Annotated in this window: 16 protein-coding genes; 1 reads left to right on the plus strand and 15 read right to left on the minus strand. The window is 38.4% G+C overall.

All coding sequences use genetic code 11. The annotated features are described in order from the left end of the window. Positions 1–86: 86 nt before the first annotated feature. The 10 genes from K364_RS0106880 to K364_RS0106925 all read right to left on the minus strand — a co-directional run bounded on the left by K364_RS0106880 (position 87) and on the right by K364_RS0106925 (position 10,375). Positions 87–674, minus strand: a complete 588-nt coding sequence (locus K364_RS0106880) for a 2'-5' RNA ligase family protein (protein WP_028307416.1) — start codon at positions 672–674, stop codon at positions 87–89. 163 nt (positions 675–837) lie between these two features. After that, positions 838–2,130, minus strand: coding sequence for a (Fe-S)-binding protein (locus K364_RS0106885; RefSeq protein WP_028307417.1), 1,293 nt, complete (start codon positions 2,128–2,130; stop codon positions 838–840). Between the two features lie 5 nt (positions 2,131–2,135). After that, positions 2,136–2,789 carry a hypothetical protein gene (locus K364_RS0106890; protein ID WP_028307418.1) on the minus strand — a complete coding sequence of 218 codons (654 nt, stop codon included), beginning with the start codon at positions 2,787–2,789 and terminating at the stop codon, positions 2,136–2,138. A gap of 272 nt (positions 2,790–3,061) precedes the next feature. After that, a complete protein-coding gene (gene metK / locus K364_RS0106895; RefSeq protein ID WP_028307419.1) occupies positions 3,062–4,258 on the minus strand; it encodes a methionine adenosyltransferase in 1,197 nt (398 codons plus the stop codon). Next, positions 4,251–5,495, minus strand: coding sequence for a bifunctional phosphopantothenoylcysteine decarboxylase/phosphopantothenate--cysteine ligase CoaBC (coaBC, locus tag K364_RS23095; protein WP_051533848.1), 1,245 nt, complete (start codon positions 5,493–5,495; stop codon positions 4,251–4,253). Before coaBC ends, metK begins: the two co-directional genes overlap by 8 nt. Positions 5,496–5,501: 6 nt before the next feature. Further along, the gene (gene rpoZ, locus K364_RS23100; RefSeq protein ID WP_051533849.1) at positions 5,502–5,726 is read right to left on the minus strand and encodes a DNA-directed RNA polymerase subunit omega; all 225 of its coding nucleotides are present in this window, start codon (positions 5,724–5,726) and stop codon (positions 5,502–5,504) included. A 14-nt stretch (positions 5,727–5,740) separates the two neighbouring features. Then, positions 5,741–6,334 (minus strand): guanylate kinase, encoded by a 594-nt coding sequence (gene gmk, locus K364_RS0106910; protein ID WP_028307420.1) that lies wholly within the window; start codon positions 6,332–6,334, stop codon positions 5,741–5,743. Positions 6,335–6,336: 2 nt separating this feature from the next. Next, positions 6,337–6,615, minus strand: coding sequence for an extracellular matrix/biofilm regulator RemA (gene remA, locus K364_RS0106915; protein WP_028307421.1), 279 nt, complete (start codon positions 6,613–6,615; stop codon positions 6,337–6,339). 25 nt (positions 6,616–6,640) lie between these two features. Next, entirely contained in the window at positions 6,641–7,519 is an 879-nt protein-coding gene (locus tag K364_RS0106920; RefSeq protein WP_028307422.1) for a YicC/YloC family endoribonuclease, read from the minus strand. 102 nt (positions 7,520–7,621) lie between these two features. Further along, positions 7,622–10,375, minus strand: coding sequence for a calcium-transporting P-type ATPase, PMR1-type (locus K364_RS0106925; protein WP_028307423.1), 2,754 nt, complete (start codon positions 10,373–10,375; stop codon positions 7,622–7,624). 318 nt (positions 10,376–10,693) lie between these two features. On the opposite strand from K364_RS0106925, the gene K364_RS0106930 reads away from it, so the two are divergent. Beyond that, entirely contained in the window at positions 10,694–12,466 is a 1,773-nt protein-coding gene (locus K364_RS0106930; RefSeq protein WP_028307424.1) for an Rqc2 family fibronectin-binding protein, read from the plus strand. 50 nt (positions 12,467–12,516) lie between these two features. Here K364_RS0106930 and pyrR read toward each other — a convergent pair whose 3' ends face one another. The 5 genes from pyrR to K364_RS0106955 form a co-directional block, all read right to left on the minus strand. Then, complete coding sequence (gene pyrR, locus K364_RS0106935) at positions 12,517–13,062, minus strand: bifunctional pyr operon transcriptional regulator/uracil phosphoribosyltransferase PyrR (RefSeq protein ID WP_207640851.1); 546 nt, start codon at positions 13,060–13,062, stop codon at positions 12,517–12,519. A 94-nt stretch (positions 13,063–13,156) separates the two neighbouring features. After that, positions 13,157–14,308, minus strand: a complete 1,152-nt coding sequence (locus K364_RS23105; protein ID WP_051533851.1) for a DUF362 domain-containing protein — start codon at positions 14,306–14,308, stop codon at positions 13,157–13,159. Continuing rightward, complete coding sequence (locus tag K364_RS0106945; RefSeq protein ID WP_028307426.1) at positions 14,298–15,152, minus strand: deoxyribonuclease IV; 855 nt, start codon at positions 15,150–15,152, stop codon at positions 14,298–14,300. Before K364_RS0106945 ends, K364_RS23105 begins: the two co-directional genes overlap by 11 nt. Before the next feature lie 38 nt (positions 15,153–15,190). Beyond that, positions 15,191–16,075, minus strand: coding sequence for an Hsp33 family molecular chaperone HslO (hslO, locus tag K364_RS0106950; protein ID WP_242841667.1), 885 nt, complete (start codon positions 16,073–16,075; stop codon positions 15,191–15,193). Continuing rightward, positions 16,075–16,995: an RluA family pseudouridine synthase gene (locus K364_RS0106955; protein ID WP_028307428.1), complete on the minus strand. Its 921-nt coding sequence runs from the start codon at positions 16,993–16,995 to the stop codon at positions 16,075–16,077. Before K364_RS0106955 ends, hslO begins: the two co-directional genes overlap by 1 nt. Between the last annotated feature and the right edge of the window lie 2 nt (positions 16,996–16,997).

Below are 16,997 nucleotides of genomic sequence, written 5' to 3' on the forward strand. Positions count from 1 at the left end.
CTTTATAACAATAGTTATTTTATTTTCTGCATTGGTCACATTATTATTCAAGCAAAGCAAAAACCACCTCTTGGCAGGTGGTCAAATTAGTCTGGTTTTTGGTCTAGTATATATTTACTTACAACCCTTTTTTCTTTTTCTAATTCAGGTTTCCAGAGTTCTAGTCTTTTAATTACCCCGCGAATTGGAGTTTCCCTAAGCGATACCCTTTGACATACCTTTAAGAACTCATCTTTTTCAAGGGGAGTACTTGCAAATATTTCACTTAATATAGTTATGTGGAATATCCATTTATCTACTGAAGGCGGAACTAAAAAACCCTGATTATCTAAAGCTTGTTCAAGGGAGTTTTGTAATTGCCTCAACCTTTCATCATCTTCTATTTTTAAAATAAGACTGTTATGAGGTTTAGTAAAGCAATCAAAGCAGTAAGACTCAATTTTGATAGGATTAAAATTGGCTACTACCTGTTTAACGCATCTGTCAAATATCCCCAATTCTTCTTTTTCCAGCATTTTTACCGCACTAATAGTAATATGAATAGTGGGAGGTGATTCCTTATATATTTTCAAACTATCAGACAGGAGCTTTTGTATTCTGACAGCCTCCTCAAACAACTCCCCTGAAGGAATTGCCACCAGATACATGTGTTTTTTCCAGTCATAATGCTTCATAACCTATTCATTCCTCAATCAATTATTCTAATATTTATATTATAACCTATATATATTATAACCTAAATCTATATAAAGCTAATAGCCTATAATTTATTAAAAAAAGAACCCTTAACCATCTAAGGCATTAGGGTTCTCAGTATTTATTATTTATTGTATCAGTCTATTCTTTTTCTGGTAATACAATAGCATTAGCAACAAGTTCTACAAGGTTAGTTATTTTTACATTAACACCATGATGCTTGCATCCCTCAGCCAGTCCGTCCAGGCAGTTATGGCATGATGTTCCTACAATGGAAGCTCCCGTTGCCTTTACTTGTTCAGCCTTAACCTTACTGGCCGCTAATCTTCTTTTCGCAAATTCTGACATGGAAAGCATTCCGCCTCCACCACCACAACAGAAGTTGTCCTGTCCATTAGGTGTCATTTCCCTATAATCCATAACAGCTTGACTTAAAATATATCTTGGTTCATCAAGTATACCGCCATTGCGGGCCTGATTACAGGGGTCGTGGTACGTTACAGGATCAGGATTTTTTGCAGGATCAAGCTTAATTCTGCCTTCTCTAATATACTCAGCCATGACCTCAACAAAACCTCTTACTGGTATATCATAAGTTTTTCCAAGCCAGTTTTCGCCTTCCCATCTAAAAGCGCGATAGCCATGACCACATTCCGCCATCACTATTTCTTTTACCTCAAGTTTACGTGCAGCTGATATTAGATTATCTGCAATATGTCTTGCTTTCTTATCGTCTCCAGAAAATAAAGCGTAATTTGTTACATCCCAGGAGTCTGTACTTACTGTCCAGTCCTCCCCAGCAGCATAGAAAATTTTAGCTGCTGCTTTAATGCTTAATGGATGATATTTTGGCTCACGTGGATTAAATGTATAAATCAGCCTTGCGCCTTTTTTATCAATAGGAATCTTGGCATTGGGGTCATCTACATCTTCCTGTAATTCTTCTTCCATCCATTCTAATGTATCAATGAAGTCTTCTTTGGAAACAGCCATGTTGTTGCCAGTCTCCATATGGGCATCAATTGTAGCCTGTAATCCGGCTGGAGTAAGACCCAATTCTGTTAGAATACCCCTGGTAGTACGTATAATCATTCCCGTATCTATACCCATGGGACAGTTGACAGTACAACGACGACACATGGTACATGCACCAAAGGCATGATCCACCATTTTTTTTAGCATTTCCTCGTCTACTTCCTTTACGCCTCCAAACCAGCCTGGGAATTTGCTGCCAAGCAAATCATATTTGCCCTTATAAATCTTTCTAAGAAAATCTGTTTTATATGGCGGAACCATATCTGATTCTCCTGTTGACTTAGAGTAGTGACAGGATTCAGCACAAACTCCACAGTGGACACAAACATGTAGATATGTTGCCAATTGCCTTGTAAGCCTTTTTTCTAAAAGCTCCATTACTTTTTCAGAATATGCCATCTAAATCATCTCCTTTTCATGTAGATTCCTCTGCGGCCAAAGTGCTTACCCATGTAATAGCGTGCAAAGGGCCAGTATAGGTAATGTGAAATTTTGCTAAGTGGAACATAAACCAATAAAAATGCAGTCAATGCCAGAAACGCTACAATAATTTCCCTATTTCCAGTCATGGAAATAGCCCCCAGCAAAAGGAATATAGTTATTATTATTATAGAAAAGTAATCGTCCTTAGAACTAATTACTTTTATATCTGGTTTAGTAAACTTTTTTATAATTCTTACAAAGCCAGCTATAAAGCCAAGGCCCATTATTATCATAAATAATGTAGTAACAGCTGGCTGTAATAGGTTTGGTGCATAAGGTATCATAAAAGACACAACTATAGCAACCAAAATACCAACATGAAAGATAAAAAATTCCAACCAGTTCTTCGTTATATCCCTAGTGCTTTCCATGGCTGAAGGGCATACAATTACCGATAAAGACGATATGATTCCTTTAGTAGTGTCACCTTTGGGGACAGATATTTCCTTTACTACACGATATCTAGTTAATAAATAAGCCTTTAAACAATAAACTAGAATTAAAAAAACTAAAGCCAATGTTTTAATTAGGACCAGTGTTCCAAACTCTTGCTTCACAAATAAGAACTGTTCCATAGTTTCCCCTCCTTGAGCAAATTAGAAGTATTTTTGTAAACAACTATCCAGCCTTTAATATCTTGATGACAACACCTCCGCGAAAAATTACTTTCATACTTATTATAAATTTCACAAGAAAAGATATCTACTATAAGTTCTACAATTAAGCCCAATAACCTATTAGTTGATTATTTGAATATCCTATGCCTAATATAAGAAAAACATATAATAAGCTTAAACTCAACAGGAGCCGCAAATGCGGCTCCTGAATATCACTTATTTTTTATTTGCTATTTTAAAATTCCAGCCTGTTGTTTTAAAGCTTCAGCTTTATCTGTATCTTCCCACTTTACATTTAAGTCTACCCTTCCCATATGGCCATAGGCCGCTAGATTACGGTAGATTGGCTTTCTTAATTTTAAATCACGGATAATGGCTGCAGGCCTTAGGTCAAAATTTTCCTTCACCAGTTGGGCTATTTTTTCATCTGCAATTTTTCCTGTTCCAAAGGTTTCAATCATAATTGATACAGGCTGTGCTACACCAATGGCATATGCAAGCTGAATCTCGCAGCGATTGGCCAAGCCGGCTGCAACTATGTTTTTTGCAACATAACGAGCGGCATAGGCTGCCGATCTGTCTACCTTGGTGGGGTCCTTTCCTGAAAATGCCCCACCTCCATGTCTGGCCATTCCACCATATGTATCAACAATTATCTTTCTTCCTGTAAGACCGGCATCTCCTTGAGGTCCACCTACAACAAATCTTCCTGTTGGATTAATAAAGTACCTTGTTTTGTCATCTAACAATTCTGCTGGAATAACCTCTTTAACGACACACCTGAGAACATCTTCATGGATAATCTCCTGTTCGATATCAGGTCTATGCTGTGTTGATATGACTACCGTATCTACGCGAATTGGTTTATCATCCTCGTATTCAACTGTGACCTGTGACTTCCCATCAGGGCGAAGATATGGCAAAATCCTTTGCTTTCTTACCTCTGATAACCTTTTAGTAAGCTTGTGTGCTAAAGAGATTGGCAGGGGCATTAGTTCCGGGGTTTCATCACAGGCATAACCAAACATCATCCCCTGGTCTCCTGCTCCAATTGCTTGAATTTCTACTTCTGACATTTCCCCTTTTTTGGCTTCTAAAGCCTTGTTAACTCCTAAAGCTATGTCTGGAGACTGTTCATCAATTGCTGTTAGGACTGCACAGGTATCACAGTCAAAGCCGAACTTGGCACGTGTGTAACCAATATCTCTTATGGTCTCTCTAACAATCTTGGGAATATCAACGTAACACTCTGTTGTAATCTCACCTGCAACCAAAACAAGTCCTGTGGTAACAGTAGTTTCACAGGCAACTCTCGCATTTTCATCTTCCGATATTATTGCATCTAATATACTATCAGAAACCTGATCTGCAATTTTATCTGGATGGCCCTCAGTTACCGATTCTGAGGTAAATAGTTTTTTAACCATGGTTGTCCACTCCTTTTTGTTCCTTTATTCTTTGTTCCTTTATTTTTTTAAATAAGTCTAAATCCATAATCTTATTTATAATAATATTAGCAATTTCTGTTTTTGGTAATAGGTCACTTCTGGTGGCACATCCAGTCCTGTCAAATATGACAACCTGATTGTTTTCAGATGAAAACCCAATTCTAGGATTGGAAACGTCATTAGCAATTATTAAATCTGCATTCTTCTTTACTAATTTATCCATTGCAAACTTTTCTAATTCCTCTGTTTCAGCCGCAAAACCCACTAAAATTCTGTCACCCTTATTCAAGCCAAGGGCTGACAATATGTCAGGTGTCCTTTTAAGCTTGATGATTAGTTCATCCAATGTTTTTTTGATTTTACTTTCTTGTATATTACTGGGCATATAGTCAGCAACTGCTGCTGCCATTATTATAATATCCTGCTCAACATAATTATTTAAAACCTCTTCATACATCTCCTGGGCTGTTTCAACACCAATATACCTGTCCACATCACAAACGGGTTTTTCTACTGTGGAAATAACTGTGACATTGGCCCCCAGCCTTTTTGCAGCTTCTGCAAGGGCATACCCCATTTTTCCTGAGCTCCTGTTGCCTATATACCTAACTGGGTCAATGGGCTCTCTGGTACCTCCTGCAGTCACCATAACACTGCAGCCACTTAGGGGCCTTTTGGGTTCAAGGATATTGCATATTTCTTCAAATATTTTTGCTGGGTCTGGCAGCCTTCCCTTTCCACTAGTGCCGCAGGCTAAATAACCCACATCAGGCTCCATAATGAAAACACCCATTTTTTTAAGCCAGGTAATATTATTTTGAACGGCGGCATTCTGATACATGTTTATGTTCATTGCAGGGGCAAAAAAAATAGGACATGCAGCTGCCAATAGTAAAGAGGATAATAAATCATCTGCAATACCATTGGCAAATTTACCTATTATGTTTGCAGTTGCTGGAACTACTGCTAGCATATGAGCATTCTGAACTAATTCAATATGTGGTATACTTTCTTTAGTTTCAAACATATCTATGGATGTGGGATTTCCAGTTAAAGCTGAAAAGGTTATGGGTGCTATAAATTTTTGAGCGGATTCGGTCATTATAACTCTAACATCTGCTCCGGTTTTTACCAATTGACTTACAAGGTCACATGCTTTGTAGGCTGCTATTCCACCTGTAACGCCAATTAGTATTTTTTTATCCTTCAATTTCATTTGCGCTTACCCTCTTTTTTTTTCCTGGTTTCCATTATTTTCAGGGCAATAAGCCTCCCTAGTTGCTATCTCATATAATGCCAGGGTTACAGGTTTTCCTTTTAATGGTATACCATTTTCATCCTTGATTTCTCCTTCTGTAATTCTGCGAGCCCTTTTGGCTGACTTTACTACTAAAGAATACTTATTGTCTACCTTTTGCAATAATAAATCTAAAGGTGGCTGATTCATATCAAAAACTCCTTTTATTCAAAGTTAATTTTTCGTCTTTGAGGTCTGCACTTTTCAGCTGTTATTATTGATTTAAGCTTTGCTATGGCTGTTTCTATCTTATCATTTACAATAACATAATCATATTCTGAAACATAGGCTAGTTCTGTATGGGCACTTTTTAAACGTTTAGATATATCCTCTGGTGAGTCCTGCCCTCGGCTCTCAATTCTTCTCTTTAATTCTCTGATGGAAGGTGGAACAATAAAAATAAAAACTCCTTCAGGGTACTGCTTTTTAACGTGTAATGCCCCCTGTATGTCAATCTCTAATATGACATCCTTGCCTTCTGCAATATTTTCTTCCACCTTACTCCGTGGTGTTCCGTAGAAGTTTCCATATACTTCAGCCCACTCTAGAAAACCATTGGCTTCTCTTAACTCCAAAAACTCTTCTCTGGACATAAACAAGTAATCGACCCCATGCCTCTCCCCTTGCCTTGAACTCCTTGTGGTGGCCGATATTGAATAATATATATTTGGAAACTCCTTCTTTATTAAATTACATAGGGTCCCCTTGCCAGCACCTGAGGGACCTGAAATCACGATTAATAAGCCTGGTGTATTCACTTTTAGCCTTCTACTCCTTCGTCTCCAGAATTATTTGTACTCTTTGAACTTAACCTGTGAGCTACTGTTTCCGGCTGTACTGCTGACAAAACAACATGGTCACTATCTGTTATAATTACAGCCCTTGTCCTTCTACCATATGTAGCATCTACCAGCATTCCCTTTTCTCTTGATTCCTGAATAATCCTCTTAATGGGTGCTGACTCTGGACTCACAATAGCAACAATTCTATTAGCAGATACTATATTGCCAAACCCAATATTAATTAATTTAATAGACATTGATTTCCCCTCCAGCAAGAATTTTTTACTCAACGTTTTGAACCTGTTCACGCATCTTTTCTATATTTGTTTTAAGCTCTACAACCAGGTTGCTGATATCATAATTATTACTTTTGGAACCAATGGTGTTTACTTCTCTATTTAACTCCTGAATTAAGAAATCCAGTTTTCTGCCAACAGCTTCATATGATAACAGTTCCTTATCCAGCTGCTTGAGATGACTTTCAAGTCTAACTATTTCTTCGTCTATACTCATCCTGTCAGTCATTATTGCTACTTCAGTCAATACGCGATTATTGTCTACTTCCCAACCAACCAGGGCATCCTTTAATTTTTTTGACAGCTTTTCTTGATAGTCCTCTATTACCCTTGGTCCCTTTTCCTTTAATTGTTGACATGAAATATTAATAAAGCCAATTTTTTCAATAAGATCCTTATAAAGCTCAAGTCCTTCTTTTTTACGCATGTTAATCATCTGCTCCAGGGCATCATTCAAGGAGTTTTGCAGCAGAGACCAGTACAGGTCTAAATCCTCTTCGGGTTCCTCAATAACCAATACCTCTGGCATATTAGCAATATCCATAATTCCGATTTCTTTAGCAACAGGTAAAATATCAGATATCTCCTCTAAAGCTGAATAATAAGCTTTAGAGAGGGCTTTGTCAAGCTTAACTTGTCTTTTTTGTTCCCCCTCGTCTTGTATCTTAACATAAACATCTATTCTACCTCTAGATATTTTTTTTTTGATTTCTCCCCTAATTCTTTCTTCAAGCAGGGTAATGTTTCTAGGCATTTTAATTGCTATATCTAAAAACCTATGGTTTACAGATTTTAATTCCACTATCCATTTTCTACCGTCGCCACTAGTTTCCCCTCTACCATAACCTGTCATACTTTTTATCACAAAAATTCCTCCATGGATAACATCTTTCACCTATTATAACACCCAATATTAACTACACCAAATGATTTTTGAATTTAAGTGTATTTAAGTTTATTAAGTGTATTAGCTAGTAAGATATGCTAATTTCCTGCCTACCGGCTTTATTAAATAATGGTATATTGCTGTAATATAGGTTTTCCATGCGGCTACAAGCAGGATTACGGACCAATGAACCCAATTTAAGCTAGTAGTTTGAAAAATTGGCTGTAAAGCAGGCAGATATATTACCGTTAACTGCATTAGCGTAGAGCAAGCTACAGCCACAACTAAAGCGGGATTAGATAATATACCAACCTCAAAGGGAGAATATCTTTCAGATTTACAATGAAACACATGAAAAAGCTGTGAAAACACTAAAGTGCTAAATGCCATGGTTCTTGCTAAAACTATATCTCCATCCCCAAGCTGTAATGCCAGCCAGAATACAAACAATGTGGCTGCACCTATCTGTAAACCCCTCACCAATATCTTTTTCCCTAATCCATTGCTGAATACACTTTCCTTGGGGTGTCTAGGTTTTCTTAGCATTAGATCCTTGTCATTATTGTCAACACCCAGAGCCATAGCTGGAAGGCCATCTGTAACCAGGTTTACCCATAGTATTTGTATAGGGATAAGGGGCAAGGGCATTCCCATTAAAGCAGCAAGGAACATGACCATAACCTCACCCACATTACAAGACAGCAGATAACGAATGAATTTACGAATGTTATCATAAATTCCTCGGCCTTCTTCAATGGCTGCTACTATTGTGGCAAAGTTGTCATCAGCCAGCACCATGGCAGAAGCTTCTTTTGTTACATCTGTTCCTGTTATACCCATAGCTACACCAATATCTGCTTCCTTAACAGCTGGTGCATCATTTACCCCATCACCTGTCATGGCTACTATGTGGCCATTATTTTTTAAAGCCCTAACTATTCTCAGCTTATGCTTTGGACTTACCCTGGCATAGACATTTATACCTTCTACTCGTTTTTCCAGTTCTTTGTCACTTAATCTGTCCAATTGATTTCCATCTATTACAGTTTCAGCAGAGCTGGAGATTTTTAATTCCCTTGCAATGGCTTCTGCGGTAGCCTTGTAATCACCTGTAATCATAACAGGTTTGATGCCTGCCTGCTTACATGCTGCAATTGCTTTTATTGCACTAGCCCTTGGAGGATCAATCATCCCTGCAAGACCAACAAACACAAGATTAGCTTCTATCTTGTCATCGTTATAATCTACCATCATAGATAAATCTTTGTAAGCCATTCCAAGAACACGCAATGCTTTACTTGCTAACCTGATGTTTTCATTGAGAAAGTGTTCTTTGAGATTTCCTGTAAGGGGCTCGATTTTTCCCTTTATCAGTACATGGGAGCAGCTTTGCAGGATGACCTCTGGTGCACCTTTTACGTAAGCTATCTTATTACCGTTGGAATTTTCATAAATGGTGGACATTTTCTTTCTTTCAGAATCAAAAGGAATTTCATGGACTCTTTTTTCTCTTCTTTCGACAGTTTCTCTCCATATTCCTGCTTTAGCACCTAAAACAATTAAGGCACCTTCAGTAGGATCTCCGTTAATTACCCAGCTTCCCTTTTCCTTATCCCGTCTCATTAAACCATCAATATGTATATCATCCTTTTGCAGTCTTGAATTATTGCAAAGAACACTGATTTTTAGCAGCTGCACCAGATCTTCATGCTTCTGGTAATCTACTTTAGCACCCTGTTCTAGAATATCCCCCTTTGGATCATATCCCTCTCCAGTTACAGTAAACCAATTACCAGCTGTAACAATCTCTCTTGCAGTCATCTGATTTTGTGTTAATGTCCCTGTTTTATCCGAGCAAATTACAGTAGCACATCCCAGTGTTTCAACAGCTGGCAGCTTTCTAATAATGGCTTTTCTCTTGATCATTTTCTGAACACCAATAGCCAGGGCAACTGTAACTATGGCAGGCAAACCTTCTGGAATAGCTGCTACTGCAAGACTCACACCAGCCAGGAACATTTTATAGACTGGCTCTCCCCTGATGATTCCGGTAATTGCAACAACTGCACAGATAATAAGGCAAAGGGCAACTAACCATTTACCAAGTCCATCAAGCCTTTTTTGCAAGGGAGTTTCTTCTGTCTTGACAGATTGAATAAGTCCGGCAATCTGCCCCATTTCTGTTTTCATGCCCGTGGCAACAATGACTGCCACCGCCCTGCCTCTGGTTATTACTGTGCCCATATGTACCATATTATTTCTGTCACCTAAACCAAGGTCACTCTTTTCTAATGGGTCAATCTTCTTTTTTACAGGATGAGATTCTCCAGTTAATGCTGCCTCCTCTACTTCAAGGCTGGTTGCCTCTATTATTCTAGCATCTGCGGGCACCTTGTCACCTGATTCGAGAAATATAATATCCCCTGGAACCAGCTCAGAAGCCTTGATTTTTTTCCTTAAGCCATTTCTTAAAACAGATGCTTCAGGGGCAGTCATACCCTTTAAAGCTTCTAATGATTTTTCTGCCCTGTATTCCTGAAAGAAGCCTAATACGGCATTTACGAAAACTATTAAGAGTATTGTAATTGCATCTGCATATTCTTTTAAGATACCCGAAATCATTGTAGCCCCTAGTAGAACTAGCACCATAAAATCAGTAAACTGACTGATGAAAATTTTCCAGGGATTAATCCCGGCTTTTTCTTCTAATGTATTTAATCCATATAAAGACAGCCTTTTTTCTGCCACACTGCTATCCAGGCCTTGTTCTTTATCTGTCTGTAATACTTCTAGAACCTTTTCACAGCTTAGCTGATACCATTTATACTCCCTCACTAACAGTCATCTCCTCTACCTTAATCTACCCGAAACCATGTAAAATGTGAAACACCATAAATTTGTTGGGACATATCATGTGGATGCCTTTTTTGGAAAGAATGTCCCCATCTTGATTTAAAAAGTAAGACAGAAGAAGTTCCCTTGTCTTGTTTTAGGAAATGTCCCACAACTGATAAAACATGTACATATAAATCTTTATTCATGTCCTATAAAAAAAATGAGAGCAAATTGCTTAAGTGAAATTCCAATGCTATACTTAGTGGAAAGCAAATGCTCTAATATGAAATGTATTTCGTTTAAAAAGGGAGGAGAATCATGGCTTTTGATGGTATTACAATGAATTGCGTAAATTGGGAGCTTCAAGAAAAAGTTTTGGATGCACGCATTGAGAAAATTTACCAACCCAGCCCAACTGAAGTATTGTTACATTTAAGAAAGCATAGGGAAAGCCTTAAGCTGCTTTTATCTGCACATCCTGTATATTCAAGGGTTTGTGTAACCCATAAAACCTTTGAAAATCCTAAAAGTCCTCCTCTATTTTGTATGGTGCTTAGAAAACATCTAGAAGGAGGAAAGATTACAGCTATTACCCAGCCTTCTTTTGAAAGGATACTGGAAATACATATTGAAAGCCGTACCGAATTGGGGGATATTGCACATCCCACTCTGGTAATTGAAGTTATGGGTAAGCACAGTAATATTATTCTTTTAAACCCAGAAGAAAATAAAATTATTGACAGTATTAAAAAGGTATCCTTTAGTACCAGTCAATACCGTCAGGTCTTACCAGGCTTTGAATATATCCTACCTCCACATCAAGATAAACTTAAAATCTTAGATTTATCTCAGGAAGCATTCACTGATAAACTTCTGGCTCAGGAAATGACACTTACCATTGAGAAAGCCCTTTTAAACACAATTATAGGACTAAGCCCATTACTGGCAAAACAGCTGGTGGCAAGGGTTAACCTAGATGGACAAACATTGGAGTTTTTTGGTGAATATGAGTTAAATCTCATATGGCAATCTGTAGATTATTTAAGACAAATTGTTCAGTCCAATACTTACAAGCCAGTAATATTTATTGACAGCAACGGTCAATACAAGGAATTTTCGCCAATAAATGTACCTGAATATCATAATGGAAATATAATAGAGTTTAAATCCCTTAGCGAAGCAGTTGATATATATTATGATTGGTTAATAAAGAACAACCTTTTTATGTCAGTGAAAAGCAATCTGCAAAACACAATTAATAAGGAAATTAAAAGGTGTGAGAAAAAACTGGGGATACAGCTTGAAACAGTTCAAGCAAGCCAAAACTCAATTCAGGATAAAATTCTTGGTGAACTGCTTACTGCTAACATGCATATGGTAAGAAGGGGGATGGAAGAAATCCAGGTAGCCGACTATTACAATAACAATGCTCCTGTTACTATCAAGCTGCAGCCCGAGCTAACTCCAGCTGATAATGCACAGCGATACTTTAAAAGATACAATAAAGCAAAAAATGCAGCCCAAAAGGCTGCCATCCAGGTTGAACAATCAAAGGAAGAGTTGGCCTATCTAGAATCATTAAGCTTTTGGCTTAATGAAACTAACACATATGAGGATTTTTTCCAGATAGAACAGGAGTTAATTGATGGCGGATATCTAAAACCCAGGGGCAAGCCTCATGCTGTTGCCAAAGCCAGGCCGATACCAAATACCTTTATTACCAAAAATGGTTTTAAAATACTTGTTGGAAAAAATAATAAGCAGAACGACTGGTTAACCTTTAAAACAGCAAGGGAAAGTGATATCTGGTTTCATGCTAAAGACATTCCAGGATCACATGTTATTCTAAAAGTGGAAGGTAAAGAGATTTCTGATAAGGAAATAAAGACGGCAGCTCTTTTAGCTGCATTTCATAGTAAGGGAAAGCACTCTGCAAATTTACCAGTAGACTATACCCAGGTCAAGAATGTAAAAAAAATTAAGGGTGCAAAGCCGGGACTGGTTACCTATGAAAATTATAAGACAATTTATGTTACTCCAGACAAGGAAATAATTACTACTCTATTTAACGCAAAGGGAGACAGTCCATAGAAGCCTGGCTGCCTCCCTATAAAATTTCTAATCTTTTAACACCTGGTGGTCTAAGGTTTTTCTTTAATAAGAACCTCGTCAATTCCATCAGTTTCCTTTAGTAGTACAGCTATCACTTCATTCTTTGATGTTGGAACATTTTTGCCTATGTAATCGGCCCTAATGGGAAGCTCCTTATGACCCCTGTCTATCAATACTGCCAGTTGTACTGTTTTAGCCCTGCCCAGGTCAGCCATTGCGTCAAGGGCTGCTCGTACAGTTCTGCCTGTATAAAGTACATCATCAATCAGGACTACATTTTTGCCTTTTAAATCAAAGGTAATCTCCGTTTTATTTAAAACAGGCTGTTCTGCAAGGCTGCTTAAATCATCTCTATATAGAGTGATATCAATAATGCCTTCAGGAACCTTATGACCTTCAATTTGCTCAATGATCTCATTTAGACGATGAGCCAGGGGAACACCCCTGCTCCTAATGCCTATCAACACAAGATCTTGGGTGCCCTTGTTTTTTTCAATAATCTCATGGGCAATTCTTGTTAAGCTTCTGCGAATTTTATTCTCATCCATTATGACTGTTTTGGTTTTTAAGTTCATATCCATTTGAAAACCCCTCCAATAGATTTTAAAATAATACGGAAGACCTGTCTGGTAAATGAAGTATAACTTAATTAATTGCATAGCGTCAATACTAATGCTTAAACAGCCATCTTGCCAGGGCTGGTTTTTTAACACTTACTGCACTTTTTGGACAAAGCTCCTGGCAGCAATAGCAGTAGATACATTCTTTAACGTTTACCTTTGGTCTTTTGTTATGCAGCTTTAATGCCGCGGCGGGACAGCTTTCTATGCATATTCTGCACGATGTGCATTTTTCTTCTGAAAAAACCAGGGCAGGCTTCAACCATTTATAAATTGTACCCAGCAGTTTTTTAGGAATTCTTTTTGCAAACCGATCTGAAAAGTCAGCATACCTGGTTGCAACAGGCACTCTAAAGGGCACAACCTCTTTTTTAGTATGACCAACATTGATGATACTATCATCAGTTAAAGAAAAAATCCCAAGTTCATGGGCAAGTTTAAGAACTGGTATGTCTGAAGGGTTCAAACCTATCATCTGGACCGCCATGGCATCAACAAGATAAGGATTCCTGCTGCCAATTATGTACCCTAAATACTTTGGTGTACCACTGGAGGGTCCTTCACCCTCCATGCCAATAATGGCATCCATTATTGTCAGGTTGGGCTTTAAAAGCTCGTTTAATGTTATTATAAGCTCACAAAAATTATCTAAATCTGCAAGCTCCAAATGGTATTTTGCTTTTATCAATCCTGGAATACACCCATAAAGGTTTTTTGGGCCTCCTGTAAAGACTGTCAATCCATGGGTCTTGCATTTGGGCAGGTTTATTAGATAATCACTATCAACAACAGCCTTTAAAACCTGCAGTTCCTTGTGTGAATTCTTGATTCTAACATTCTCATTGTGTGGAGTAAGGTCATAATTAAGTTCAGCTCCAGATTCCTTGGCTGCCCAGTACATACCAGTGGAATTATAAACAGACTTCAACCAGGACAAAGAATTAGGGCCACCAGGGCTGTCTCCAATAATAACTTTGGCTCCCTTTTTAGCAAAGGAACTGCATACCTCCTTAACCAAAACCGGGTGAGTGGTCACTGCTTGTTCTGGTACCCTTCTCGTCAACAAATTGGGCTTTACAAATACGGTTTTGTTGTTAAAAGCTTCGTTAGGAAATGCATCCTCAATGATTTGCTGTATATATGGTCCTATCCTGGTATCATCATAACCTGTGCATTTATAGGTAAAAACCCTATTGTTCACTGTTGTTAATCACCCCATTACGCAGCATATTTATCTCCCTTGGATAAACCTCCATACCTCCAGGGGTTTCAAGAATAAAAGGCATATCTTTCAGGCTATCAATCCTAACAAGCCTTTTAAACATGTTTAATCCTATCTCCCCTTCTCCCAGGGAGGCATGTCTATCTCTTTTGCTGCCCATGGGCTTTAGAGAATCGTTTAGATGAAATGCCTTTAGCTTATTAATGCCTATAACCTTATCAAAGTGCTTTAACACATATTCTAAATGGTTTTTCAAGTCATATCCTGCACAAAAAGCATGACACGTATCAAAGCATATTCCTAACCGTTCCTCATAGTCACAGTGTTCCATTATTGCCTGAAGCTCTTCAAAGGTGCTGCCTATTTCAGTTCCTGTACCAGCCATGGTTTCAAGGAGAATCATTGTATTATTATTGACTTTATTTGCTTTGTTAAAAACCTGATTTAATGCTTCGCTAATCCTTCTAATTCCAACCTCCATACCGCTGCCCACATGACTTCCTGGATGAATACAAAGGTAGGGTGCCTTAAGTCTGCCGAGTCTATGTAAATCATCTACTGTAGTTTCAATGGCAAAACCCCAGGCATCCTCATCTGGTGAAGCAAGGTTAATAGTATAGGGAGAGTGGGCTACAACTGGCCCAAATTCAAGCTTTTCAATCAACTGTAAATATGCTTTTACATCACTTTCATCTAATGTTTTTGCCTTTGCACCTCTAGGGTTTCTGGTAAAAAACTGCATTGTATTTGCACCAATGCCATGGGCAGATTGGACTGCTTTGGCAAAACCCCTGGCAATGGAAATATGGGCTCCTATGTACATTAAAACACCTCAAATTATCATATTGAAAAGCTCAAATTTTACTTTTTCTTGGCCTTCTCCAATAAATCCATTAGCTCTTCCTTTTCTAACTGATAGTTTTCATTGCAAAAGTGACACACAAGCTCAGCCTTTTGATCTGAGTTAATAATATCTTTTATCTCTTCCTCACCCAAGCTAATGACAACTTTTTCAATCTTGCTTCTACTGCAGCCACATTCAAAATCAACTTCCCTTTCCTCATGGACCACCACATCCCACGGTTCACATATGTATTTCACTATATCCATGCTTTCCTTGCCTTTTTCAATATAACTGCTCACAGCTCCTAACCCCATGACTTTTTGTTCTATATGGGAGACTATCTCCTCCGATGCATTAGGCATTAGCTGGACCAAATATCCGCCAGCCCCTTTGACAGTGGTGTCCTTGTCCACCAAAACACCCAGGCCAACAGCTGTGGGTATTTGCTCTGATGAATAAAAGTAGTGTGATAAATCATCACCTATTTCCCCACTAATAAGGGGTGAACTGCCTGTATATACTCCCTTGAGCTTTAGATCCCTAATTACATAGAGCATCCCCTGGCCTACTGCCCTGCCAACATCCATTTTGCCTGTTTTATCAGGCTCTATATAAACCTGAGGGTTGCTTACATATCCCTTAACCTTTCCCCTATTATTGGCAACAGCCAATATGACCCCTAATGGTCCATCTCCTTCAATCCTAATGGTGACTGTTTCTTGATGCTTTAGACCAGCTCCTATTAATAGTGCTGAAGTTAAAACCCGCCCAAGTGCTGCTGTTGCTGTTGGATGGGTGCCATGTATAATATGTGCCTTTTCCACCAACCTGGTGGTATTTGCAGCAACAATTCTAATATTTCCATGTGCCGCAGTTGCTCTAACAAGCTTATCCTGTATCATTATTCTCCTAACCCCCTTCGCAATACAGCCAAGGCCCTTTCAAAATATTCAGGCAGGGGTGCCTTGAACTCCATATACTTATTAGTTCCTGGATGGATAAAGCCTAAGACCTCTGCGTGGAGTGCCTGACCAGTAAAGCCCAGGTTATTCTTACCCTTGGAGTATTTAGGATCACCAACAACAGGGTGATTAATATAACTCATATGTACTCTAATCTGATGAGTTCTTCCAGTCTTTAGTCTTGCTTCCACATATGTATAGTTTTTAAAGCTCTCAAGAACTGTAAAGTGGGTTTCTGCCACCTTGGCATTTTTGACTCCAACAGCCATTTTCTTTCTATCCACCGGATGGCGCCCTATAGTTGTTTTTATTATACCAGCTGGTTCTTTTATACTGCCGCAAACTAATGCCTTATATATCCTATTTACACTATGCTCCTTTATCTGGGCAGCCAGATTGGTGTGAGCCAGATCATTTTTGGCAATTACTAGAACTCCCGAGGTATCTTTATCAATTCTATGTACTATTCCTGGACGTAGAACCCCATTAATCCCTGACAGATCCTTACAATGATACAGCAAGGCATTAACTAGTGTTCCAGAGTAATTTCCCGGAGCAGGGTGAACGACCATTCCCTGTGGTTTATTTACCACTGCAATATAGGTATCTTCAAATAAGATTTCTATGTCCAGGTTTTCTGGCTCAACATCTAGTTCCTTGGGCTCAGGTATTGATAAAACTACTTCATCATGCTCCTTTAACTTATAGTTAGCTTTAGTAGAAACATTATTTACCTCAACCAAACCCTCACCAATTAATTTTTGAATTTGACTCCTGCTCATTTTAGGAAGCACCCTGGATAGAAAAATATCTATCCTCTTTTCCAAATCCTCTGGTCCTATTACAAAGACCTTCCTCATAT

Source organism: Desulfitibacter alkalitolerans DSM 16504, assembly GCF_000620305.1.
Classification (GTDB): domain Bacteria; phylum Bacillota; class DSM-16504; order Desulfitibacterales; family Desulfitibacteraceae; genus Desulfitibacter; species Desulfitibacter alkalitolerans.